Below are 22582 nucleotides of genomic sequence, written 5' to 3' on the forward strand. Positions count from 1 at the left end.
CTTATTCACCTCTGTATAATTTATTGTCTTTTATATAAGTAAGTACGCTATCTGGTACCATGTATCTTATATTTTGTTCTTTTGATACCCGATATCTTATTTCTGTAGACGAAATGCCAATATTGGGTATTTTTAAGGCATTAACATCAACTCCAAAATTTATCCTTATTTCATTTATCTCTTTCTCTAATTTGTCATTTAATTCTCCTCTATTTACAACGATAAAAGATACCATTTTATAAACTTTTTCTGCATTTTTCCAAGTAATAGAATCTTTAAAAGCATCATAACCGGTTATGAAAAACATTTTATCATTATACACATTTTTAAGATTTATTAACGTATCATAAGTATAGGTGTATCCTTCTCTTTTAATCTCTATATCGCTAACTTCAAAACCACTGTTACCAGATATAGCAAGTCTAATCATTTCATACCTATCTAAAGCAGGGGCAACCTCTTCCTTATCCTTATGGGGTGGATTCCCCGTTGGTATAAACACTATTTTATCAAGCTTAAAAGCTGAAAGTACCTCTTGTGCTACAATAAGATGTCCTATATGAATAGGATTAAAAGTGCCTCCAAAAATACCAATACCTCTCATAGTATATTCTTCCTTTTTTGTTCTTTTTTCATTAGCTTTTTATATTATAGCAAAAAAACAGATATAATAAAATATTAAGGTGGACTCAAATCCACCTTTACTATGGAAGCTTTATAGACGGTTTTTCTTTTGAAGGCCTATAGATTATAAACCTATTACCTATTACCTGAACAGGTTCAGCCCCCAAGGCTTCACATATAATATCACAGGCTTCCCTTGCTGTTAAAAGAGAATTTTTAAGCACATTACATTTAATAATTTCTCTTGCTTCTAAAGCCTCATCAACCTGCTTTAATAAAGCCTCATCAACTCCATTCTTACCTATTTGAAGAATGGATTCTATATTATTCCCAAGGGATCTTAAATAACTTCTTTGCTTTCCTGTAAGCATAGCATCCTCCTTATTCAATAAATTCAAACTCAAAATCGTTCATTCTTACTATATCCCCTTCTTCAATTCCCATATCTCTTAACTGTTGGATTATACCTCTTTTCTCTAATACTTTATGGAAATATTTTAATGATTCACTATCATATATATTGGTACTTTGAAGGAGTCTATCGACAAAGGAACCAGTAATAACAAATGCACCATCATCATCTCTTTTAATTTCATAAGTAAACCTTTTTTCCTCTGGAAAATATTTTTCTTCAACTTCTTCTTTTTCAACAGGTAAAGACTGTAAAAGCTCTGCAGCATATAGCATAAGCTCCCTTAATCCTTGGTTTGTTGCAGCTGAAATCTTAAATACCTTTAAATTCTTTTTTTCCATCTCAGCTTTAAATCTTTCATAATTTTCTTCATCTTCCATTATGTCTATTTTATTAGCCGCAACTATTTGAGGCTTTGAAGCAAGCTTTTCACTATATAGCCTTAATTCCTCATTTATTTTATTAAAATCATCAATAGGATCTCTACCTTCTATGCCTGATACATCAACAACATGTATAAGAAGCCTCGTTCTCTCAATATGCCTCAAAAAATCAATTCCAAGCCCTGTTCCCTCATGGGCTCCTTCAATAAGGCCCGGTATATCTGCCATAACAAAACTATTTATCCCAGGCATATCTACAACACCAAGGTTTGGAGTAAGGGTTGTAAAATGATAATTTGCAATTTTAGGTTTTGCCCCTGTTGTCATAGAAAGGATAGTTGACTTTCCAACGTTAGGGAAACCAATTAAGCCAACATCAGCAATAAGTTTAAGTTCTAATGTAACCCACTTCTCCTCTCCAGGCATTCCAGGCTCTGCAAAGTCAGGAGCTTGCCTTGTAGGTGTTGCAAATCGGGCGTTTCCTCGTCCTCCTCTTCCACCCTTTGCAACTACAACACTTTGTCCATCCTCTGTTAAATCTGCAATAACCCTGTTTGTTTCTGCATCCCTAATAACTGTTCCAGCTGGAACCTTTATAATAAGATCTTTACCGTCTTTTCCAAACATATTGCTTTTTCCGCCATCTTGTCCCCGTTCTGCTTCGTATTTCTTTTTATATTTAAAATCAAGAAGTGTTCTCATGTTCTTATCGACTAAAAAAACCACATCTCCACCTTTCCCTCCATCACCACCATCAGGTCCTCCAAAGGGTACATACTTTTCTCTCCTAAAGGATATAGCTCCATTCCCGCCATTTCCAGATTTAATAAAAATCTTTGCAACATCAACAAACACAGTATCACCTACTCTCAAATTGAATAAGTTCCTTCTATTATTTTCTCAAAAATTAAAAATATGTATACAGATTAAAATCATAATTAAAAAGCACCCTTATGGGTGCTGATATTATTGGGCAATTTCCTTTGGATATACGCTAACCTTCTTGCCATCTTTTTTATATCTTTCAAACCTAACGATTCCATCCTTTAAAGCAAATAAAGTATCATCTTTACCGATACCAACATTTTCACCTGGATGTATCTTAGTTCCCCTTTGTCTTACAAGTATGTTTCCTGCAAGAACGAATTGACCGTCTGATCTCTTGACTCCAAGTCTTTTGGACTCGCTATCTCTACCGTTCCTGGAACTACCCACTCCTTTTTTATGTGCCATTTATTCCACCTCCTCTAAAAAGGTTCTATATAAGTTATGCCTCTATTTTTTCAATCTTTAACTGAGTATATGGCTGTCTATGACCTTGCTTTTTCTTGTAGTCTTTCTTTGGCTTATACTTGAAAACTATTATCTTTTTAGCTTTTCCCTGCTTTACAACCTTAGCAGTAACCTTAGCTCCTTCTACAACTGGCTTTCCAACTACAAGCTTACCATCCTTTAAAACAGCAAGTACATCAGTGATTTCAACAGTAGAGTCTACTTCAGCAGCAAGTTTTTCAACGAATATAATATCTCCTTCTTGAACTCTGTACTGTTTTCCTCCAGTTTTAATTACAGCGTACATAAGTGCACCTCCTCTATCCAGTCTCGCCATGACAAAGGCAGCATAATGCTTTTAAAGCCTTTCATGAGCGGTCTACAAATTGCATTGTAACATAATGTAAAACTAATGTCAATCTTAAACTTAATTAATTTCAAATTCACGAACCTCACTCGAAGGAAATAAATTTATCTCAATACTATAGATATCTTTCATGTCAGATATAAAATTAGGAAACACATTATTAGCTTCTATATATATATCTTCATTTAATGTGACGTTAAACTTATATTTATTATAGTGTTTTAACATTCTTAAACACATATTTTCTATGGACTTTAAAATATATGCCGAAGAATATGTATCGTTATTTTCATTATTATATATAAGTTCCCTTAAACTTTTTCCTTTTTTAGCCCTTGTCATCTCAAGCAATCCAAGTTTTGTAAACCCATAAATTTTATGTTGAATATTTCCCTTTGAAAGATGTTCATTTAAATATTTAATGACTTTTTGTCTTGACTTTTCATCCTTCATATCAATAAAGTCAATTATAATTATACCTGATATGTTTCCAAGCCTAATTATATCAGCAATTTCCTTACAAGCCTCAATGTTTGTATTTAAAACGTATTCCTCCTTATTTACATTAGATTTTATGCTTCCTGAATTAACATCTATTACTGTTAATGCTTCTGTTTTATCTATAACTATATTTCCTCCTGACGACAGCTTTTTTTTTCTTTCAAGTACTTCCTTTATCTTTTTTTCAATTATCGATACTTTAGAAAAATCATATTCATTGCATAAGACTTCACAATCCTTGCAAAGTTTATTAAAAGATAACATATCTGAAAGTATTTCAACGTCTCTTTTCCTATTTATATATACTTTATCAGTATTGCTTTTTATATATTCTCTAACTGCAAAACTTAAAAAATCCCTAATATCATAAAGTAAAAAAGGTGATTTTATATAAACGGACTTTTTAATATTTTTTTCCCATATATCTATTAAGTATCTATATTCTCTTTGTATATCATCCCTCTTTGCATATTGAGACTCTGTCCTTAATATCAATCCACAACCATTAATATATATTTCTTGTGCTAGTTCCTTAAGTTTTTCTCTTTTCTCTGCATCTATTTTTTTAGAAATACCTATGTAATCAATATTCGGTATAAGTACTATTAAATTTCCAGGTATGCTTATATTTTGAGACAGTTTAGGTCCCTTTTCTTTGCTGTCCTCTCTAATAACTTGCACAATTATCTCTTTTCCAATTTTAAGTTTACTCTTTTCCCTTGTTTCATTTATATGAAGTATTCCGTTTTTTCCTATACCTATATTTACAAAAGCTGCTTCAAGGGAAGAAGCTATGTTCTCTATTCTACCCAAATAAATATTACCTGTTAGGTTTATATTATTATGGTTTTCAACATAAAGTTCTTCAATGTTATTATCACTAAAAACTGCAATCCTACTTTGAGCTATACCTCTATCTATGTATATCTCTCTCAAGCAATCACTTCCCCTTAAAATAAGACAACAAATCTATCCATTTATTATTCTTTATACAATATAGTTCATCCCTTGTTATACCTTCACAAGTCAAATCATTATTTAATTCTTCTTGCATAAGCTCTATAACAGCATTTGGTGCAAGATTACCTCTGCTACCAGTAAAAAGTAAAAACTCAAAATTAAAAGTTTCTTCTTCATACCCCGTTAATACTATATCTTTTATAAGAGGCCTTATATTTTCAATTTTTTCACCAGACTTTGTTTTCTTTACTCTCTCAATATTTTGAGAAGCTAATATATTATTAATACTCCTTTTAATCTCTTCTGCTTTTCCTTTAAATTTAAGTTGTACTGTATATCTTGCTCCTTCAACAAGTGCCATTGAAGATGGCATTTTTCCTTGAATGTGTAAAGAATCTATAATCCTTATTCCATCAGGTAAAGATGAATTAAGTAAGTTTTTAACTCTTTCTTCATCTATTATACTTTCAAATTCCACATCAGCATATTCGCCACAGCTTGCAATACCTAATGATAAAGGAGCTGCTATTGATATACTTGGATGAGGATTAAAACCTTTTGAATAGCTTATTGGAAGTTGAGCTCTTCTAATTGCCCTATGTAATGTACGCATTGTATCAAGATGTGATATATATTTTACTGAATCTTTTTTACTGAACTTTATTAAATATCGCTCCATTGAAGCATTTTACCTCCTTTGTAAATCCTGTTATCCCACAACCAGTACATGATAGCCTACAGTCCCTTGTAAGCTCTCCCTTTTGAGCCTTCCTTAGTTCATTTTTTAGATATTCTTTGCTTACACCAATATCAATAAAATCCCATGGAAGTACTTCATCAATATTTCTTTCCCTTGTAGCATAAAAATGTGGATCTATGTTACATTCTCTAAATGCCTCCATCCAAGCATCATATTTAAATAACTCCTGCCATCCATCAAATTTGCACCCTTTTTCTACGGCTTTTATTAAAACCTTACTCAGCCTTCTATCTCCTCTTGAAAAGACGGCTTCAAGAAAACTTATGGATGGTTCATGCCAATTGTATGTTATATATCTACTTTTTATTTTATCCTTCAAATACTGCTGCTTTTGTATAAACATTTCAGTAGTATCCTGCCCTTTCCACTGAAAAGGAGTAAAAGGCTTTGGTACAAAGCAAGAAGTACTTAAAGTAACGTTAAGCCCTTTGTTTCTTTTATCTTTTGGAATAGAAAAATAGGTATCAACAACCTTTTGCCCAAGATGAGCAATACCCTCAACATCTTCCATTGTTTCATAAGGAAGACCTATCATAAAATAAAGTTTTATAGTACTCCAACCAGACTCAAAAGCACTTCTAACTGATTTTATTAAATCTTCTTCAGTAACCCCTTTATTTATAATATCTCTCATTCTCTGTGTCCCTGCTTCTGGAGCAAAGGTAAGTCCTGTTTTCCTAACCTTTTGAATTTCATTTATAAGATCAACAGAAAAAGAATCTATTCTTAAAGAAGGTAGGGATATTGAAACCCTATCTTTTTCATACTTTTCTATAAGGCTTAATACAAGATTTTTGATATCAGAATAGTCACATATACTAAGGGAAGTTAAAGATATCTCATCATAGCCTGTACTTTTAAGCAGCTTTTCAGCAAATTCCATAAGTTTATCAACTTTTTTTTCCCTGACAGGTCTATATATCATGCCTGCCTGACAGAATCTACATCCTCTTGTACATCCTCTAAAGGTTTCTAACATTATCCTATCATGTACTATCTCTGTTAAAGGAACAATCATTTTTTCTGGAAAGTAGGACTCATTCAAATCCTTTATAAATCTTTTTCTTATCTTATCAGGTATCCCACTTTTTAAAGGTATTCTTCGTTTTATAGTACCATCTTCGTTATATTCTATATCATAAAGAGAAGGCACATATATTCCCTCACAAGATGCTGCTTTTACTAAAAATTCCTTCCTGTCCTTTTTAGACTCCTTCCAGTTTATATATAAATCAAGCAGTTCATCTATTACTTCTTCAGCTTCTCCTAAAACAAATATGTCCCCCATATCCGCTAAAGGCTCTGGATTATATGCACAAGGTCCTCCAAATATAATAAAAGGATCATCATCACCTCTATCTTTTGACATTAACGGTATCTTCCCAAGATTAAGCATATTAATTACATTAGTATAGCTCATCTCATACTGAAGAGTAAATCCAACAAAGTCAAAGTCCTTTAAAGGGCTTTTTGTTTCAAGAGTGAATAAAGGTATATCATTTTTTCGCATCAATTCCTCCATATCAACCCATGGTGCAAAAGCCCTTTCACAGTAGCAATCTTCTCTATCATTTATTTTATGATAAAGTATCCTTATACCAAGATGAGACATGCCAACTTCATATACATCTGGAAAGCACATAGCAAATCTTACCTTAACATCCTTAGGATTTTTAATAACCTGATTTACCTCTCCTCCTGTGTACCTTGCAGGCTTTGTTACTTTGCTTAGTATCTCATCCTTTATATGTACCATTTAAACTCCTCCTAAGTATATAATAATTAGAACATAATTTTTAAATTAAATTTACCAAATATAATAATATTTAAAATAAATATTGCTTAAATAAGTATACTACTTTTTCATATATTCCTCAACGTTTACAGGTTCATCATTTTTTAATAGTTCAAAATACAAACAGGATTTTGAACTATTGTCCTTTCCCGAAAGACCAATAACTGTTCCTTTAGTTACGTTTTCACCTTCGCTTACCTTAATATCTGACAAATACCCATATCTTGACTTGAAATTATTTCCATGATTTATAATTATTGATACTCCCAATTGATCATCATAATCTATCCTTTCAACCTTACCACTATAAACTGACTTAACCTCACTTCCTTCTGCTACTTCTATTTTAATTCCATTGCTGTTATACTTTTTATTTGCTTCTATGTTCTCTCCAAAATGTGTTGTTATCTTTCCCTCAACTGGTAAACTATCAATAATAAATTCATTTTTTTTAATTATTATTTTATTAAATACATCTTTAGTATTTGGAATAAAAGTATTAAAGACTTCAACCGTTTCATTAGTATAATCCTTATAAAAGCTATCTTTTATTCTCATATTTATTGTGGATGCAACATCGTTATTTACAAATTTAATTATCAATAAAAAAAGCATTATGATTAGTACAATTAACAGCTGTAATGAAAGTCTTTTTAAATAAGAATTATCGTTTTTATTTTTATAATAAGGATTTTGATAGCTCATATTCCCCCTCCTACTAAACAATATTTTATGATTTTATTACTAAATATATATTTTTACAATAATGATTAAATTACATTTATTATTATGTTTATAATCTGTTAAATTAATATAGCCCATATACTTTTAAAATTAAAAAGTACATGGGCTATTCTTATATTGCTTTGATTAACATCTTTGCTGTTCCAAGATTTGTTGCAAGAGGTACATTGTGAACATCACAAATTCTTAAAAGTGCTGTAATATCTGGTTCATGAGGCTGAGCTGTTAAAGGATCTCTTAAGAAAATAACAAGATCCATCTCCCCGCATGCAACCTTTGCTCCTATTTGTTGATCTCCTCCCATTGGTCCAGACAAAAACCTATTAACTTCAAGACCGCTTGCCTCGCTTATAAATTTCCCTGTTGTTCCTGTAGCATAGAGCCTGTGATTTTTTAATATTTCCTTAAACTCCTTCACAAACTCAACCATATCCTGCTTTTTCTTATCATGTGCAATAAGTGCTATATTCAATTCTTCATCCCCCTTAAAAGTTTATTTTTTGTCTTCTCATTCCTATGTTAAGAATTAAAGCTATAGATACCACACTTGTTAAAAGAGAACTTCCTCCATAGCTTACAAGTGGAAGTGGGATACCTGTTATAGGCATAAGCCCTATATCCATTCCTATATTTTGAAATATTTGAAACAAAAACATTGTAACAATTCCTGTAATCACATAAAATCCGAACTTATCTTTAGATGTTTTTGCAATTGTTATACTTCTTAATACTATATTAAGATAAAGAGCAAGAAGAATCATAGCCCCTAAAAAACCCCATTTTTCTGCAAAAACACAGAATATAAAATCAGTGTGTGATTCAGGAATGAATTTACCATTTGTAAGCCCTCCTCCCCATCCTGTACCAAAGAATTTACCTGATGCAATGGCAGTTTTAGCAAGAAGAGCATTATATCCTTTTCCAAGCTTATCTGTTTCAGGTCTTAAAAATACAAGAATCCTATCCTTTTGATAAGGTTTTAAAATGTTTAGCTTCCATATTGCAACTATAGATACAACTGCTGTGGCTGCTCCTCCATAAATAAATCTTAAATCAAGCCCAGCTATAAAAAGCATACCTAATATAGTCATAAAAAATATAATATTCGTACCAGTATCAGGTTGAAGCTGTATAAGCCCCATAGGGATAAGTGCTGTCAAAGCAAGCTTTAACAAATTCTTAGGCTTATTTATGTTATCCATTTCCTCCATTAACTTTGAAATCGTAATAATAGTTGTAAGCTTAGCAAACTCTGAAGGCTGTATACCAAAAGGGCCTATACCGAGCCAACATTTTGCATTATTTCTAACAGATCCTACTGCAAGTACAAGTATTAATAAAAATATACTCACAATATAGAGTAATTTATAATAACTTCCAATAGTATTATAATCTATTGTTAAAATTACAAAACCAAGTATCATGGCAACAATAAAATACATTATTTGAAAGGCAGTACTTTTTAAAGCACTCATGCTAATACCATCGGATGTTGTAATAATAGTTGCACTAGCAATTGTTGTAATACCTATTAAAACAATTATAATCATACTTAAAGCTATACTATAATCAAGGTTTTTTAACAGCTTTTTATTTATAATCATAAATATCGCACCTCATAAACATAATCATAAAAGATTATAACACAACTCTTATTTTTTTTAAACAATAAGTAAGAATAAATAGTTAGCTAAAGCAAAAAAGATAAGAATATTTGCAATTCTTATCTTTAACAAATTAATACCTTCCTACTTCTTTCATCTTTTTTATTGGAATGTTAGCTACAAGAGCTGGGACTTCACTACCCTTTTCACCTGACCTTGTAAACTTTATTTCAAGTCCACTTTCATCTATCTCTGCATAATCAGATATTACCTTTATTATATCTCCCTTAACCATTTCAAGGAACTGTGGAGATACATTTGCTCTGTCATGAATTAATATAAGCTTTAACCTTTCTTTTGCAATATCCTTCGATGGAGGTTCTTTCCCAAACATTTTTAATATATCCATTATTTCCCTCCTTACCTCTTAAAGAAGAATTTTTTAATAGCCATAAAAAATCCTGTATCTTCATCCTCAAGCTCCATAAATGGAACTTCCTCTCCCAAAATTCTTCTAACTATATTTTTATAAGCTTGTCCTGCTTTTGCATTCTCATCTGTAACAACTGGTTCTCCTCTGTTGGTAGATATAACTATTTTTTCATCTTCTGGAACAATTCCAAGGAGCTTTATTGCAAGTATATCTGTCATATCATCAATATTAAGCATCTCACCTTTTTTAGTCATTTCATATTTTATTCTATTTATAATAAGCTGATGATTGTCAAGTCCCTTTACTTCAAGTTTACCTATTATCCTGTCTGCATCCCTAACTGCCGAAACTTCAGGAGTAGTTACTACTATTGCCATATCAGCTCCTGCTACTGCATTTTCAAAACCATGTTCAATACCTGCTGGACAATCAATTATAACATAATCAAATTCATTTTTTAAATCCTCAACCAACTTTTGCATTTGCTCTGGTTTAACAGCAGTTTTATCCCTTGTTTGGGCTGTTGGAAGCAGGTAAAGGTTTTCAAAACGTTTATCCTTTATTAATGCTTGTTTTAGCCTACATACTCCTTCAACAACATCAACAAGGTTATAGACTATTCTGTTTTCAAGGCCGAGATGTAAATCAAGATTTCTAAGACCTGTATCAGCGTCAACTGCAACAACCCTTTTACCAAGCATTGCAAGCCCTGTACTTATATTTGCAGTTGTAGTAGTTTTTCCAACACCGCCCTTACCGGATGTAACAACAATTGATACTCCCATCTTAATCCCTCCATCACCAAACATGTTTATTAGGCAAGTATGGTTCAATTATTATAGAACCATCTTTTATTTTAGCAATCTCAGGTACTATCGGCTTATCTTCATAGCTATCTGGAGATCTTGCAATTAAATCTGCTATTCTAAGTTGTGAAGGTAAAAGCTTATATGCTGCAACAATTGCCCTTTTATTGCCGTTGCATCCTGCATGTGCAATTCCCCTAAGTACCCCAAGTACTATTATGTTGCCTGTAGCGATTACTTCAGCCCCAGAATTAACATCTCCAATTATTACAACATTTCCATTATAATCGATATGCTGTCCAGATCTTATTGTTGATTTATAAAATTTCGTCCTGCCTTCATATATACCTGAAAAAACTCTTTCATTCCCTTCAATTATTTTATCGGAATTATAACTTAATATATTTATATTAAACATTGTTTTTAATTGAGCTTTTAGTTCCTCGTAGTCTTTTAATACCTTACCCTTATCTACAATAAATATATCACTTCCAGCAAAAAAATCCTTTGCATTTTCAATTTTAAATTTCAGCTCTTTAATAACTTCATCATAGCTGCCTGAATTTATATATACTACAATCCCATTTTTATTACCTTTAATAGTTATATTGTCCATTGCAAACCTCCAGAGGCTATATATTTTTATATTCTTCAAATCATCCTTTTTTCCTTCTTTTTGTATCTTTTATGTCTACTATTTTATCATACAAATCATTATAAAAAAATATAATAATCAATAATTTTCGACAAAATGCAAAAGTCCATATACTGCTTCAGTATACGGACTTTGAAAAAGGTATTCATCCTCTACTATAATATTTACTTTTGCTACTTAACTGTATCATTAAGCCCAAAATAAGCTTCATATATAGATCTTGCAACCCCTGCAACATATCCACCATGGCCAGCATCATATATTACAACTGCAACAGCAATTTTGGGATTTTCAACAGGTGCAAATCCAACATACCAACCATAAGCAGCTCTTCCAGCCTTTTTTTGAGCGTTACCCACAGATGCACTTCCTGTTTTACCAGCCGTAGGTATAGAAAAATTTGCAAAAGCAGAAGCAGCAGTACCACCTTCTTCAGTAACCTTAGCCATACCCAGCTTTACCGCCGCTAAATTATTAGGATTTAAATTAATCTTACTTATTACTTCTGGCTGAATATCCATTTTTACCGAGCCATCAGAATTTAATACCTGTTTTATAAGATGTAGCTTATATCTTGTTCCTCCATTAGCAAGGGTTGATATATATCCAACCATCTGCAGTGGAGTAAGAAGCGTAGATCCTTGACCAATAGCAGCATTTAAAAGTTCCCCTCTGCTATTTGCTTTTGTTTCAAATGATTTTACCTGAAGCCTTATAAAATCTATCGCTTTCTTTCCCGAAGGAGTGTTTTTATTAATTTGTAGCTTTTCAAGCTGCGATTCGTCAAACTCACCATCCATAAGCATCTGCTCTATTATCTTATATTCTTGCGTTCCCTTTGTTATAACAATTGAACCATATTTTTCAGTAGCAAGTTTTTCTATGATATTGTTCATAGCACTATTTATATTTTTAATCTTATAATTGAAAGGACTACTTACATCCCCTGGTTTTTCATCGATTTCTATGCCTGTATATGGGAGTTCTCCTGTCTGTGGGTTTGATGCAAGCCCAAATTTCCATGTCCAGTTAGCAAACTTCTCATATCCTAATCTGCTTCCAAGTTCAAAGAAAAAATAATTACAAGAAACCTGTAGCGCCCTTGAAACATCAACAGGTCCATGACTTCTATGTTGCTCATTCCATATCCAACAAGCTCTGTAGGAATCATACTGCCCTTTACATGTAATTATAGTTGAAGGAGTTATAACATTTTCTTCAAGCCCAGCTATAGCTGTTAAAGGTTTAAAAGTAGAACCTGGAGGACCTGACCCATAAGTTGCATAATTAAACATAGGTTTAGGCTTTAAATCATATATATCTTTATCATTAGGATCACCAAAAAGCTTTTTGACAATATTAGGATCCTTTATAGAACCTGTTTCAGCAAATAAATTAGGATTATAAACTGGATCCTCTGGACTGCTTCTTAAAGTTGTACTTGCAAGGGCAAGTATTTCACCAGTATTTACATCTACTACAACTGCAGCTCCTCTATTAGCATTAGGGTATGGCTCATCAGTCTTAATCTCTCCTGTTGATATTTTTCTCATTGTATCTTGAAGTGCTTGTTCGGCAACTTTCTGAAGTTTTAAATCTATCGTTGTTTTAACGCTATCACCTGATATAGGTTCGAGGGCTGCAATTTCTTTCATTATCCTCCCGTACTTATCAACTTGAACATACCTTACTCCCGGTTCTCCTCTTAAAGCAATATTTAAATCTTTATTATTTTCAAGTGTTTTTTCAAGTCCAAGTTTACCAACCAGTTCCCTACTTATATCATATCCCAGACTTTTATAATAATCTGATTCGCTCTCATCAATTTTACCAAGATATCCAATAAAAGCCGCTCCAACTTCATTATTAGGATAATATCTCATAGGATCAACTTTGCATATTATCCCTGGTATATCTTTGTTTTTACTTTGTATTGTAAAAGCAGTTTTCCTGCTTACATTTTTTGCTATATATATAGTTTTATATTGTGAATAACCAACATCCTTTATAGATAATCTTAATGAAATTAGTTTTTGTATTTCATCAATATTAATATCTTTTCTTTCAGACAATCCAAATTCCTCTTCAAGTGCTAAAAAAGTCTCCTTTGCATCAAGGTCTTCATCTATTTTATATTTTTTCTTAAAATTCCTTTCAAGAGTTGCTTTTAATTTATCACTATTTGTGTTGAATTGGAAAAAATAATTATTTCCCTCTACTTTGATAGGAAGGTTTTGGATATTTATTTTGTCTCCATCTCCATTATTATTTATTATTCTTATAACTTCGAGTAATATATTATTTATCTCATCATTTTTTTGTTTTTGATTTATATTAGCATATATAATATTAAAGCTTTGCCTATTTGTTGCAATCTTTACCCCGTTTCTGTCTAATATCTCACCCCTTGGTGCAAGTTCAAGTATCTCTTTTCCACCCATATCTTCAGCCACGCTTCTATAATAATCCCCTTTTATTATCTGAAGATATACTAATCTGGAAATAAGAAGGCTAAATATTATTGAAACAATTACAACATATACTGTTACTCTATCTGGTTTTTTTTCCATTTTATCACCATTCCTAAAATTTCCATTCTTCTTGCATTACATCCTTAAGACATATATTTTTAGTAATTCTATATAAAAATATGCTTACAATCGAATTATAAACAGACTCCAAAAAAATGAGCTGGGAAACATGAACTTTAAAATCAAATTTAATTGATGCAATGTAGAAATATGAATAGTAAAGAATTGTTTTTAATATAGTAAAAACAAAAGTAAAAAAAACAGGTATTATTAGAGAATCCCTATATATTCGTTTCTGCAGCTTTGCTAAAAGAAAAGCAGTTATAATATATATAATACAATTTATTCCAAATACAAAAGGAAAAAAGCTATCTCTAATAATACCACAAATCAATGCAAAAACAACACTCTCTAATTCATTTCTTAATAAAGAAAAACATATAATTAATACATATACAATGTCAAATTTTGCTCCAAATATATTGATACTTGAAATCAAAGATTGTTGTATAACAATTGCAATTATGGCAATAAATATAATATAAGCATATTTTTTCATCTTTATCTCCTCATCTAATAACAACTAAAACCTTTTCAAGCCTTGAAAAATCAACAGCTGGCTTTATATAGGCCGCATTCATAAGGTTTGATTTTTCCTCTTCAACTTTTATTATTGTTCCTATTAATATATCTGAAGGTATTAATACATCTTCATTGTTTATTATATTTGATGTTACAACTAAATCTCCAGGTTTTGCCTTAGTTTCAAGAGGAAGATAATCCATTTTGCAAATCTTATCCTTTAGAGAATTCCCTTCCCCAATTATCATTCCATCTTCACCAGTTGAAGATATTTTTCCTGGGATATTAGACTTCTCATCAAGTATAGTAAGGACCTTTGATGTATTTTTATTAACTTCAATCACTTGTCCAACAAGTCCTTGCCCTGCAAATACATATTGGCCTTTTTTTATCCCATCATCTTCTCCTACATCTATAATAATAATATCAAACCAATTTTCTCCTACTTTTCCAATAACATTTGCGGATAAAAATTTAATATTCTTATAGGTATTCTTCAGGTTTAGCAAACTTACTAACTCCTGGTTTTCTCTTTTGTATCTTTCATATTCTATTAATTTTTGATTTAAATTTTGAACCTCAGTGTTTAACCTTATATTTTCCTTCCTTAAAGAAGATATTGAAAGTATATAATAAAACATATTATTTATCCTTTGCCCTGCAATATATATATACTTTTGTATAGGAGTAATTGTAGAAGTTATTGCTCCCTGAATAATACCTGTATTATCCTTTTTATTTGCAGTTATACCAACAAAAATAGTAAAAGCAAGGCAAAGAACAAGTACTATTGTAAGTAACTTGTTCTTTAAAAAGTCCATCTATATCCCTCTTTCTACCTTGATTTTCGTGATGAAGCATAAGCTCTTCCATATTTATTAATATGCTCAAGAGACTTTCCTGCTCCAAGTGCAACACAATCAAGAGGATTTTCTGCAATATGAACAGGCATGTGAGTTTCCCTATTTATAAGTTGATCAAGACCTTGAAGCAGTGCTCCTCCTCCTGTTATCATAATTCCCTTATCCATAATATCTGCTGCAAGCTCTGGAGGAGTCTTTTCAAGGGTAGACTTTATTGCATCTATTATTGCTGAAACTGGCTCTTTAATTGCCTCCCTTATCTCCTCTGATGTTATCGTTATAATTTTAGGAAGCCCAGTAACAAGGTCTCTCCCTTTTATTTCCATAGTCTTTTCTTCTTCTCTTGGAAAAGCTGAGCCTATTTCCATCTTTATCTGTTCTGCAGTTCTTTCACCTATCATAAGATTATATTCTTTTTTAACATAAGTAACAATTGACTGATCAAGTTCATCTCCAGCTATTCTAAGCGATTTACTTGTTACTATTCCTCCGAGGGATATCACTGCAACCTCTGTTGTACCTCCACCAATATCAACAACCATACTACCAGTTGGCTCACTTACTGGAAGTCCTGCACCTATTGCAGCAGCCATAGGTTCTTCCATAAGATACACTTCACTTGCTCCAGCTTGCTTTGTTGCCTCCTCAATTGCTCTTTTTTCAACTTCAGTTACTCCTGATGGAAAACATACAACTATTCTTGGTCTAACAAAAGTACTATTATTTGTAACCTTTTTTATAAACATCTTAAGCATAGTTTGAGTAATATCAAAATCAGCAATTACTCCATCCTTTAATGGACGTATCGCAACTATATTTCCTGGGGTTCTTCCAATCATTTCCTTAGCTTCATTTCCAACTGCTAGAACAGCTTTAGAATTATCATTTTTTATAGCAACAACAGAGGGCTCCCTAAGTATAATTCCTTTACCCTTTACATATATTAGAGTATTTGCTGTACCTAAATCTATTCCCATATCCTTTGAAAATCCAAATAAAGCCATTTTATTTCTCCCTTCATTTTAGTATTGATAAATCTATTTTAAAATATTATACCTTTTTCTTTTAAACTTATAAAGCAACCATCCCCTATAATTATGTGATCAAGAAGATCTATTCCTATTATTTTTCCAGCCTCAACAAGCCTTTTTGTAATATTTATATCTTCCTGGCTTGGAGTTGGATCCCCAGAAGGATGGTTATGAATAGCAATAATCGATGCACTGCTTTTTTTAATTGCTTCATTGTATACTTCTCTTGGATGTACAATAGAAGAATTTAAATTGCCAATCGATAAATCTTTTACATCAATAACAACGTTTTTTGTATTTAGAAAAATAACCTTAAAATGCTCTTTTTTATAGTATCTCATATCTTCCATAACTATTTCTGCAGCATCTTTAGGACTATTTATAGTTATTGTCCTATCACTACGATAGCTTCTTAATCTTTTTCCAAGCTCAATAGCTGCTTTAATCTGAGCAGCCTTTGCAGTTCCAATACCTTTTATTTTGCTAAGCTCTTGTACAGTACAATTTGATAAAAATTCTAATCCTTTACCATAAGCAATCAACTTGTTAGAAAGACTTAATGCATTTTCAGCTTTTGTACCTGTTCTAATTATAATAGCCAAAAGCTCTGAATTAGATAAGGCTTCTGGACCAAACTTTATAAGTCTCTCTCGTGGTCTGTCCTGTATGGGTATATCCTTTATAGTTAATTCTGTTTTCTCCATATCAACTTTCTCCTGTTAAAAGATTTACCCCCATATTCCCTAATGCATTATATATTTTATTTATAGGAAAGCCAACCACATTAAAGTAGCAACCTTCTATTTTTTCAACAAATAAACTTCCAAATCTTTGTATACCATATGCACCAGCTTTATCAAAAGGTTCTCCTGTTTTAATATAATCCATAATCTCTTTATTAGTCAATGGTTTAAAATATACCAAAGTCTCTTCATAACTTTTGTATATGTCCTTATTCATTTTATCAATAATACATATACCTGTTATTACATTGTGAGAATTACCACTAAGAAAAGAAAGCATTTTATATGCATCCTTTTCATCTATTGGCTTTCCTAATATATTTCCATCTTTATATACAATTGTATCTGCACCAATTATAATGCAATCTCCATCAACCCTATCCGCAACAGCTGATGCTTTTTTCTCTGCAAGAGTACACGCCATTTCATAGGGTGACATATCATCTTCAATTTTTTCATCACATTCTGAAGACATAACTTCAAACTTGATATTGAATAAACTTAAAAGCTCAATTCTTCTTGGAGAGTTAGATGCAAGTATAATTCTTTTCATAAAACCACCTACATTTTTTTATATATAAAAATTCCTAATATCATTCCAATAATTGATAATATATTTATATTAAAATTAATTCCAAAGGTTAAGGATAAAAGCTTTAAATTAAAAGTTATAGGCTTTGCCATCCCAATAGTTGAATAATGCCCTAAATAAGAAAGGCTTTTAAAGTTTCGTCCTATTATTTCTCCTAATGCACCTCCTGCAAGTCCAAAAAGCAATAATAAAAGTATAAGATAACCTACTCCCCTTAAAGATCTATTCATATTAAATCCCCTCTTATAATTATTGATTATTCTGTTGTTTTTTAAACAGATTTTTTAATTTTTTCTACCTATAATAGTTTAGCATTTTACATTATTAAGAACAAGTCGCATAAAAGTCAATATATAAAATTAATATAATATTTAAAAATAAACCAGGGAAAAATCCCTGGTAACCAATTTAATATTTTTCTCTTTTTACATAATGAGTATGCAGATATTTATGGCTTACTTCACTATTAGGTTCTTTTAAAAATTCCTCATAGAGCTTTTTAATATATGGGTTCTTATGAGACTTTCTTAATGGAAGATCCTTATCCTCTCTATATATTCCCTTTGCTCTTTCTAATCTAACATCTATTTTTTCTCTCACCTTAGCATTAACTATTGGCTGTCCGCCTCCATTTACACAACCTCCAGGACATGCCATAACTTCAATGAAGTCAAAATGCTTTTCACCGTTTTTAACCATTTCAAGAACTTTTCTTGCGTTAGAAAGTCCATGAGCAACAGCTGCATTTATCTTTCTTCCATCTGGGAGCTCAATAACTGCTTCCTTTATATCTTCAAGCCCACGAACTGCTGTATAATCAACTGTTTCAAGCTCTTTGCCTGCAAGAAGTTCAAATATTGTTCTTAATGCTGCTTCAGCAACTCCTCCAGTTGCACCAAATATTACAGCAGCTCCAGTTGATTCTCCAAATGGATTATCAAATTCTTCATCAGATAGATTTACAAAATCAATTCCAGCTTCTTTTATCATCTGTGCAAGCTCTCTTGTTGTTAAAACATAATCAACATCTGAAAGTCCATCACAGGATAATTCTTCTCTTTGTTCTTCAAACTTCTTAGCAACGCAAGGCATTATTGATACAACAACTATATTTTTAGGATCTATTCCCATCTTTTGTGCAAAATAACTCTTTATTAATGCTCCTTCCATTTGATGAGGAGACTTACATGTTGAAAGATTATCTATCATATCAGGATATTGGTGCTCTACAAACTTTACCCATCCTGGACAGCATGAAGTCATAAGTGGTAAGTTCTTTCCTGTATTTAATCTCTTTAAAAGCTCAGTACCCTCTTCCATAATAGTTAAATCTGCAGCAAAATCTGTATCAAATACTTTATCAAATCCAAGCTTTCTAAGTGCTGCTGCCATCTTTCCAGTTACTCTTGTCCCCATTGGAAGCCCAAACTCTTCTCCAATTGCAACTCTAACCGCAGGTGCTGTCTGAACAACAACATATTTATCTTTATCATTTAAGGCCTTCCATACATCTTTTATATTTTCTTTTTCATGTAAGGCTCCAACTGGACACGCAATTATACATTGTCCACAATTTACACAAACAGTATCAGCTAATGGCCTACTATAGGCAGGGGTTACATTAGTTTCAAAACCTCTTCTTGCCCAGCCAATAGCATGTACGCTTTGAATGTTTCCACATGTACTTATACATCTTCCACAAAGTACACATTTTTCCTGATCTCTTACAACTGAAGTCGAAGAGTAATCAGCTATACCCTTTGTTCTTTCTCCTTCATATTCAACGTCTCTTATATTAAGTTCTTTTGCAAGCCTTTGAAGTTCACAGTTTTCACTTCTTATACAAGTTGTACATTCTCTCTTATGATTTGACAAAAGAAGTTTTATAACTGTTTTTCTTGCTTCCCTAACCTTTGGAGTATTTGTTTTAACGTCCATATTATTCTCAGCAACAAGAGCACAAGATGCTATAAGTCTTGGTCCTACTTCTACTAAACATGCACGGCAGGAAGCAGGATTATTTACATCCTTAAGATAACAAAGAGTTGGTATTTCTATTCCTATTTTTCTTGCAGCTTCAAGAACCGTTGTACCTTTTGGAACTTCAAGTTCAATCCCATCTATTTTAAACTTAACCATTTCCATATCATTCACCTCTTATGCTTCTTACTTCTTAATAATAGCCTTGAAAGGACATTTTTCCATACATGCACCACATTTTACACACTTATCCTGATCAATTTCAAAATGTTCTTTAACTCTTCCTTTAATAGCTCCAACAGGACATGCTTTTGCACAAATTCCACACTTTTTACATATATTATCAACTATAGTGTATCTCATTAGTGCTTTACATACTCCAGCTGGACACTTCTTATCTACAACATGGGCTACATATTCATCTCTAAAATACTTTAATGTTGAAAGTACAGGGTTTGGAGCTGTTTGTCCAAGTCCGCAAAGTGCAGAAACTTTTATTTCCTTCGCAAGTTTCTCAAGCTTATCTATATCCTCTAATGTTCCTTTTCCTTGTGTTATCTTTTCAAGTATCTCAAGCATTCTTTTTGTACCAATTCTACATGGAGTACATTTTCCACAAGACTCGTCTTTTGTAAATTCAAGGAAAAATCTTGCAACGTCAACCATGCAGTTATCTTCATCCATTACTATCATACCACCTGAACCCATCATAGAACCAAGAGCTGTAAGTGTATCATATTCAATAGGAGTATCAAGATGCTCAGCTGGTATACATCCACCGGATGGTCCTCCTGTTTGAACAGCTTTAAACTTTTTACCCTTTGGAATTCCTCCACCAATTTCAAATATTATCTCTCTTAGTGTTGTACCCATCGGTATTTCAACAAGCCCAGTATTTGTAATCTTACCTCCAAGAGCAAATACTTTAGTTCCTGGGCTCTTTTCAGTTCCAATACTTCTAAACCATTGTGAACCATTTAATATTATTGGAGGAATATTAGCATAAGTTTCAACATTATTTATTACAGTTGGCTTCTTCCATAACCCTGATTGTGCTGGGAAAGGTGGTTTTGGTACAGGCATACCGCGTTTTCCTTCAATTGACTGCATAAGAGCTGTTTCCTCTCCACATACGAAAGCTCCAGAACCCAATCTTAACTCTATATCAAATTTAAATCCTGTTCCAAGTATATTATCTCCTAAAAGTCCATAATCTCTTGCTTGTTTTATTGCAACTTCAAGTCTTTGAACCGCTATCGGATATTCAGCCCTTACATAAATAAACCCTTTATTTGCACCAATTGCATAGCCTCCTATTGCCATAGCTTCAAGCACAGAGTGAGGATCTCCTTCAAGAACTGAACGATCCATAAATGCCCCTGGGTCACCTTCATCAGCATTACAAATTATATATTTTTGAGCTGCTTTTTCCTTAGCTGTTAGTTCCCATTTTAATCCTGTTGGGAAACCTCCGCCTCCTCTTCCTCTAAGGCCTGAATCTTTTACAACTTGTACTACTTGTTCAGGAGTCATCTCTGTTAAAACCTTTTCAAGAGCTTTATACCCATCAAAAGCAATATATTCATCTATATTCTCTGGATCTATAACTCCACAGTTTCTTAATGCAACCCTGTATTGCTTTTTATAAAATCCGAAATTATTTAATGACTTAATTCTATCATCTTCCATTGCTTCATGATATACAAGTCTTTTTAAAATTCTACCCTTTACAAGATGCTCCTCAACTAGCTCTGGAACATCTTCTGGCTTTACTTTGCTATAAAATGCTCCTTCAGGATAAACAATAACAATCGGCCCTAATTCACAAAGTCCAAAGCATCCCGTTCTAACAACTTCAATTTCATTTTCAATTCCATGCTTTTTTAGTTCATTTTTCAAGTTTTGCAATATAATCATTGATTCAGACGAAGTACATCCTGTACCACCACATATTAATACCTGTGAACGATAAAATGCCATATTTTACCCTCCTATCAATCGTTTTGTACCGAATAATCATTCAGTACTTTTCCATCAACAACGTGCATCACATATTCATCAACGACTTTACCTTCAACTACATGTTCTTTTACAATTCTTCTTGCTTTTTCAGGAGTCATTTTTATATAAGTAACTTTTTCTTCTCCCGGTCTTATAACTTCAACAATCGGTTCAAGCCTACAAAGTCCAATACATCCAGTTTGCGCAACAATAACATCAGTAAGGCCAAGTTTACTAACTTCGTCCATTATAGCTAAAAGTACAGGTCTTGCTCCTGCTGCTATACCACAAGTTGCCATTCCAACTACTATTCTTGTTGTTGTTCTATCTTTTCTCTGGTTTACAACTTCAAGGGTTTTCTTTCTTATCTCTTCAAGTTCCTTTATTGTCTTCATTAAAATACACCTCCACCTATTTCTTGAATACCTTCTTTTATATATTGTCTTATCCACTGAAGTACCTCAGGTATTGTCAAATCTTCTCCAGCTATTTTTTTTACTTCTCTGCTATCAAAGTGAAATTCATTGCCATCTACAATATGTTTATAAACAATATCAATATTTTGATAGAGAAGAGCACTTATTATTGTATCTTCTATTTTTCCTAAAGGTGCCCTATCTATATGGTTATACTTCATAATAGCCTCTACTTCTGTTCCTTCACCCTCAATTGAATATATATTTAATTTGCCATCACACCTTAAACATGCTGCTTCAAATAGCGATATTCCCAATCCAACTTTTCTTGTCTTTCGTGATGTAACAAAAGGATCCTTTACCTTGTCAATATCTTCTTTTTTTATTCCAACTCCATTGTCCTTAATTACTATTTTTAGTATGTTTTTACACTTGTCCTCTATAATTTCAATATATACAAGAGTTGCCTTCGCATTTATTGAGTTCTCAAGTATATCCATAATGTGAAGAGATAGCTCTCTCATATT

25 protein-coding genes are annotated in these 22582 nt (G+C 32.2%); all 25 read right to left on the minus strand.

The genetic code is table 11. The features are described 5' to 3' along the window. Position 1 precedes the first annotated feature (1 nt). On the minus strand, positions 2-604 hold the full coding sequence (gene nadD, locus FDN13_RS01505; RefSeq protein ID WP_138978558.1) for a nicotinate-nucleotide adenylyltransferase: 603 nt from the start codon (positions 602-604) through the stop codon (positions 2-4). A 100-nt stretch (positions 605-704) separates the two neighbouring features. After that, a complete protein-coding gene (yhbY, locus tag FDN13_RS01510; RefSeq protein WP_138978559.1) occupies positions 705-995 on the minus strand; it encodes a ribosome assembly RNA-binding protein YhbY in 291 nt (96 codons plus the stop codon). A gap of 10 nt (positions 996-1005) precedes the next feature. Beyond that, positions 1006-2274, minus strand: coding sequence for a GTPase ObgE (gene obgE / locus FDN13_RS01515; RefSeq protein ID WP_138978560.1), 1269 nt, complete (start codon positions 2272-2274; stop codon positions 1006-1008). A 111-nt stretch (positions 2275-2385) separates the two neighbouring features. Continuing rightward, positions 2386-2652 (minus strand): 50S ribosomal protein L27, encoded by a 267-nt coding sequence (gene rpmA / locus FDN13_RS01520; RefSeq protein WP_138978561.1) that lies wholly within the window; start codon positions 2650-2652, stop codon positions 2386-2388. Positions 2653-2686: 34 nt separating this feature from the next. Continuing rightward, entirely contained in the window at positions 2687-2998 is a 312-nt protein-coding gene (rplU, locus tag FDN13_RS01525) for a 50S ribosomal protein L21 (RefSeq protein ID WP_138978562.1), read from the minus strand. Between the two features lie 120 nt (positions 2999-3118). Beyond that, a complete protein-coding gene (locus FDN13_RS01530; RefSeq protein ID WP_138978563.1) occupies positions 3119-4495 on the minus strand; it encodes a ribonuclease E/G in 1377 nt (458 codons plus the stop codon). Positions 4496-4499: 4 nt separating this feature from the next. After that, positions 4500-5198, minus strand: coding sequence for a TIGR03936 family radical SAM-associated protein (locus FDN13_RS01535; RefSeq protein WP_138978564.1), 699 nt, complete (start codon positions 5196-5198; stop codon positions 4500-4502). Then, positions 5170-7035 (minus strand): TIGR03960 family B12-binding radical SAM protein, encoded by a 1866-nt coding sequence (locus tag FDN13_RS01540; protein WP_138978565.1) that lies wholly within the window; start codon positions 7033-7035, stop codon positions 5170-5172. Before FDN13_RS01540 ends, FDN13_RS01535 begins: the two co-directional genes overlap by 29 nt. A 99-nt stretch (positions 7036-7134) precedes the next feature. Then, positions 7135-7779, minus strand: a complete 645-nt coding sequence (locus tag FDN13_RS01545; RefSeq protein WP_138978566.1) for a murein hydrolase activator EnvC family protein — start codon at positions 7777-7779, stop codon at positions 7135-7137. Positions 7780-7930: 151 nt separating this feature from the next. Continuing rightward, on the minus strand, positions 7931-8290 hold the full coding sequence (gene mgsA / locus FDN13_RS01550; protein WP_138978567.1) for a methylglyoxal synthase: 360 nt from the start codon (positions 8288-8290) through the stop codon (positions 7931-7933). A gap of 13 nt (positions 8291-8303) precedes the next feature. Further along, on the minus strand, positions 8304-9422 hold the full coding sequence (gene rodA, locus FDN13_RS01555) for a rod shape-determining protein RodA (RefSeq protein WP_138978568.1): 1119 nt from the start codon (positions 9420-9422) through the stop codon (positions 8304-8306). Between the two features lie 133 nt (positions 9423-9555). Continuing rightward, the gene (minE, locus tag FDN13_RS01560; protein ID WP_138978569.1) at positions 9556-9831 is read right to left on the minus strand and encodes a cell division topological specificity factor MinE; all 276 of its coding nucleotides are present in this window, start codon (positions 9829-9831) and stop codon (positions 9556-9558) included. Positions 9832-9842: 11 nt separating this feature from the next. Then, the gene (minD, locus tag FDN13_RS01565; RefSeq protein ID WP_138978570.1) at positions 9843-10640 is read right to left on the minus strand and encodes a septum site-determining protein MinD; all 798 of its coding nucleotides are present in this window, start codon (positions 10638-10640) and stop codon (positions 9843-9845) included. Between the two features lie 13 nt (positions 10641-10653). Further along, positions 10654-11277, minus strand: coding sequence for a septum site-determining protein MinC (gene minC / locus FDN13_RS01570; RefSeq protein ID WP_138978571.1), 624 nt, complete (start codon positions 11275-11277; stop codon positions 10654-10656). A 212-nt stretch (positions 11278-11489) separates the two neighbouring features. After that, on the minus strand, positions 11490-13886 hold the full coding sequence (locus FDN13_RS01575) for a penicillin-binding transpeptidase domain-containing protein (RefSeq protein ID WP_138978572.1): 2397 nt from the start codon (positions 13884-13886) through the stop codon (positions 11490-11492). A 13-nt stretch (positions 13887-13899) separates the two neighbouring features. Beyond that, positions 13900-14406 carry a rod shape-determining protein MreD gene (gene mreD / locus FDN13_RS01580; RefSeq protein WP_138978573.1) on the minus strand — a complete coding sequence of 169 codons (507 nt, stop codon included), beginning with the start codon at positions 14404-14406 and terminating at the stop codon, positions 13900-13902. 10 nt (positions 14407-14416) lie between these two features. After that, complete coding sequence (gene mreC / locus FDN13_RS01585) at positions 14417-15250, minus strand: rod shape-determining protein MreC (protein WP_138978574.1); 834 nt, start codon at positions 15248-15250, stop codon at positions 14417-14419. 14 nt (positions 15251-15264) lie between these two features. Beyond that, positions 15265-16296 (minus strand): rod shape-determining protein, encoded by a 1032-nt coding sequence (locus FDN13_RS01590; protein WP_138978575.1) that lies wholly within the window; start codon positions 16294-16296, stop codon positions 15265-15267. 38 nt (positions 16297-16334) lie between these two features. Next, positions 16335-17027 (minus strand): RadC family protein, encoded by a 693-nt coding sequence (gene radC / locus FDN13_RS01595; RefSeq protein WP_138978576.1) that lies wholly within the window; start codon positions 17025-17027, stop codon positions 16335-16337. A 1-nt stretch (position 17028) separates the two neighbouring features. Further along, positions 17029-17619, minus strand: coding sequence for a Maf family protein (locus FDN13_RS01600; protein WP_138978577.1), 591 nt, complete (start codon positions 17617-17619; stop codon positions 17029-17031). A gap of 8 nt (positions 17620-17627) precedes the next feature. Then, a complete protein-coding gene (locus FDN13_RS01605) occupies positions 17628-17888 on the minus strand; it encodes a DUF4321 domain-containing protein (protein ID WP_138978578.1) in 261 nt (86 codons plus the stop codon). 178 nt (positions 17889-18066) lie between these two features. Next, positions 18067-19803, minus strand: coding sequence for an NADH-dependent [FeFe] hydrogenase, group A6 (locus FDN13_RS01610; protein WP_138978579.1), 1737 nt, complete (start codon positions 19801-19803; stop codon positions 18067-18069). 21 nt (positions 19804-19824) lie between these two features. Next, entirely contained in the window at positions 19825-21618 is a 1794-nt protein-coding gene (nuoF, locus tag FDN13_RS01615) for an NADH-quinone oxidoreductase subunit NuoF (protein WP_138978580.1), read from the minus strand. Positions 21619-21632: 14 nt separating this feature from the next. After that, positions 21633-22034: a (2Fe-2S) ferredoxin domain-containing protein gene (locus FDN13_RS01620; RefSeq protein WP_138978581.1), complete on the minus strand. Its 402-nt coding sequence runs from the start codon at positions 22032-22034 to the stop codon at positions 21633-21635. Beyond that, the gene (locus FDN13_RS01625; protein ID WP_243120244.1) at positions 22034-22555 is read right to left on the minus strand and encodes an ATP-binding protein; all 522 of its coding nucleotides are present in this window, start codon (positions 22553-22555) and stop codon (positions 22034-22036) included. Before FDN13_RS01625 ends, FDN13_RS01620 begins: the two co-directional genes overlap by 1 nt. Positions 22556-22582: the final 27 nt, after the last annotated feature.

Origin of the sequence: Caloramator sp. E03 (genome assembly GCF_006016075.1) — a bacterium.
GTDB lineage: Bacteria > Bacillota > Clostridia > Clostridiales > Caloramatoraceae > Caloramator_B.

Bases quoted from the DNA above. Each gene is read 5' to 3' on its own strand.
- FDN13_RS01575 (WP_138978572.1), bottom strand. From the start codon at position 13,886: ATGGAAAAAAAACCAGATAGAGTAACAGTATATGTTGTAATTGTTTCA.
- yhbY (WP_138978559.1), bottom strand. From the start codon at position 995: ATGCTTACAGGAAAGCAAAGAAGTTATTTAAGATCCCTTGGGAATAAT.
- mreD (WP_138978573.1), bottom strand. From the start codon at position 14,406: ATGAAAAAATATGCTTATATTATATTTATTGCCATAATTGCAATTGTT.
- FDN13_RS01610 (WP_138978579.1), bottom strand. From the start codon at position 19,803: ATGGAAATGGTTAAGTTTAAAATAGATGGGATTGAACTTGAAGTTCCA.
- rpmA (WP_138978561.1), bottom strand. From the start codon at position 2,652: ATGGCACATAAAAAAGGAGTGGGTAGTTCCAGGAACGGTAGAGATAGC.
- minC (WP_138978571.1), bottom strand. From the start codon at position 11,277: ATGGACAATATAACTATTAAAGGTAATAAAAATGGGATTGTAGTATAT.
- FDN13_RS01540 (WP_138978565.1), bottom strand. From the start codon at position 7,035: ATGGTACATATAAAGGATGAGATACTAAGCAAAGTAACAAAGCCTGCA.
- FDN13_RS01620 (WP_138978581.1), bottom strand. From the start codon at position 22,034: ATGAAGACAATAAAGGAACTTGAAGAGATAAGAAAGAAAACCCTTGAA.
- mreC (WP_138978574.1), bottom strand. From the start codon at position 15,250: ATGGACTTTTTAAAGAACAAGTTACTTACAATAGTACTTGTTCTTTGC.
- FDN13_RS01600 (WP_138978577.1), bottom strand. From the start codon at position 17,619: ATGAAAAGAATTATACTTGCATCTAACTCTCCAAGAAGAATTGAGCTT.
- FDN13_RS01625 (WP_243120244.1), bottom strand. From the start codon at position 22,555: ATGGATATACTTGAGAACTCAATAAATGCGAAGGCAACTCTTGTATAT.
- rodA (WP_138978568.1), bottom strand. From the start codon at position 9,422: ATGATTATAAATAAAAAGCTGTTAAAAAACCTTGATTATAGTATAGCT.
- nadD (WP_138978558.1), bottom strand. From the start codon at position 604: ATGAGAGGTATTGGTATTTTTGGAGGCACTTTTAATCCTATTCATATA.
- rplU (WP_138978562.1), bottom strand. From the start codon at position 2,998: ATGTACGCTGTAATTAAAACTGGAGGAAAACAGTACAGAGTTCAAGAA.
- minE (WP_138978569.1), bottom strand. From the start codon at position 9,831: ATGGATATATTAAAAATGTTTGGGAAAGAACCTCCATCGAAGGATATT.
- nuoF (WP_138978580.1), bottom strand. From the start codon at position 21,618: ATGGCATTTTATCGTTCACAGGTATTAATATGTGGTGGTACAGGATGT.
- FDN13_RS01545 (WP_138978566.1), bottom strand. From the start codon at position 7,779: ATGAGCTATCAAAATCCTTATTATAAAAATAAAAACGATAATTCTTAT.
- radC (WP_138978576.1), bottom strand. From the start codon at position 17,027: ATGGAGAAAACAGAATTAACTATAAAGGATATACCCATACAGGACAGA.
- FDN13_RS01605 (WP_138978578.1), bottom strand. From the start codon at position 17,888: ATGAATAGATCTTTAAGGGGAGTAGGTTATCTTATACTTTTATTATTG.
- minD (WP_138978570.1), bottom strand. From the start codon at position 10,640: ATGGGAGTATCAATTGTTGTTACATCCGGTAAGGGCGGTGTTGGAAAA.
- FDN13_RS01535 (WP_138978564.1), bottom strand. From the start codon at position 5,198: ATGGAGCGATATTTAATAAAGTTCAGTAAAAAAGATTCAGTAAAATAT.
- FDN13_RS01590 (WP_138978575.1), bottom strand. From the start codon at position 16,296: ATGGCTTTATTTGGATTTTCAAAGGATATGGGAATAGATTTAGGTACA.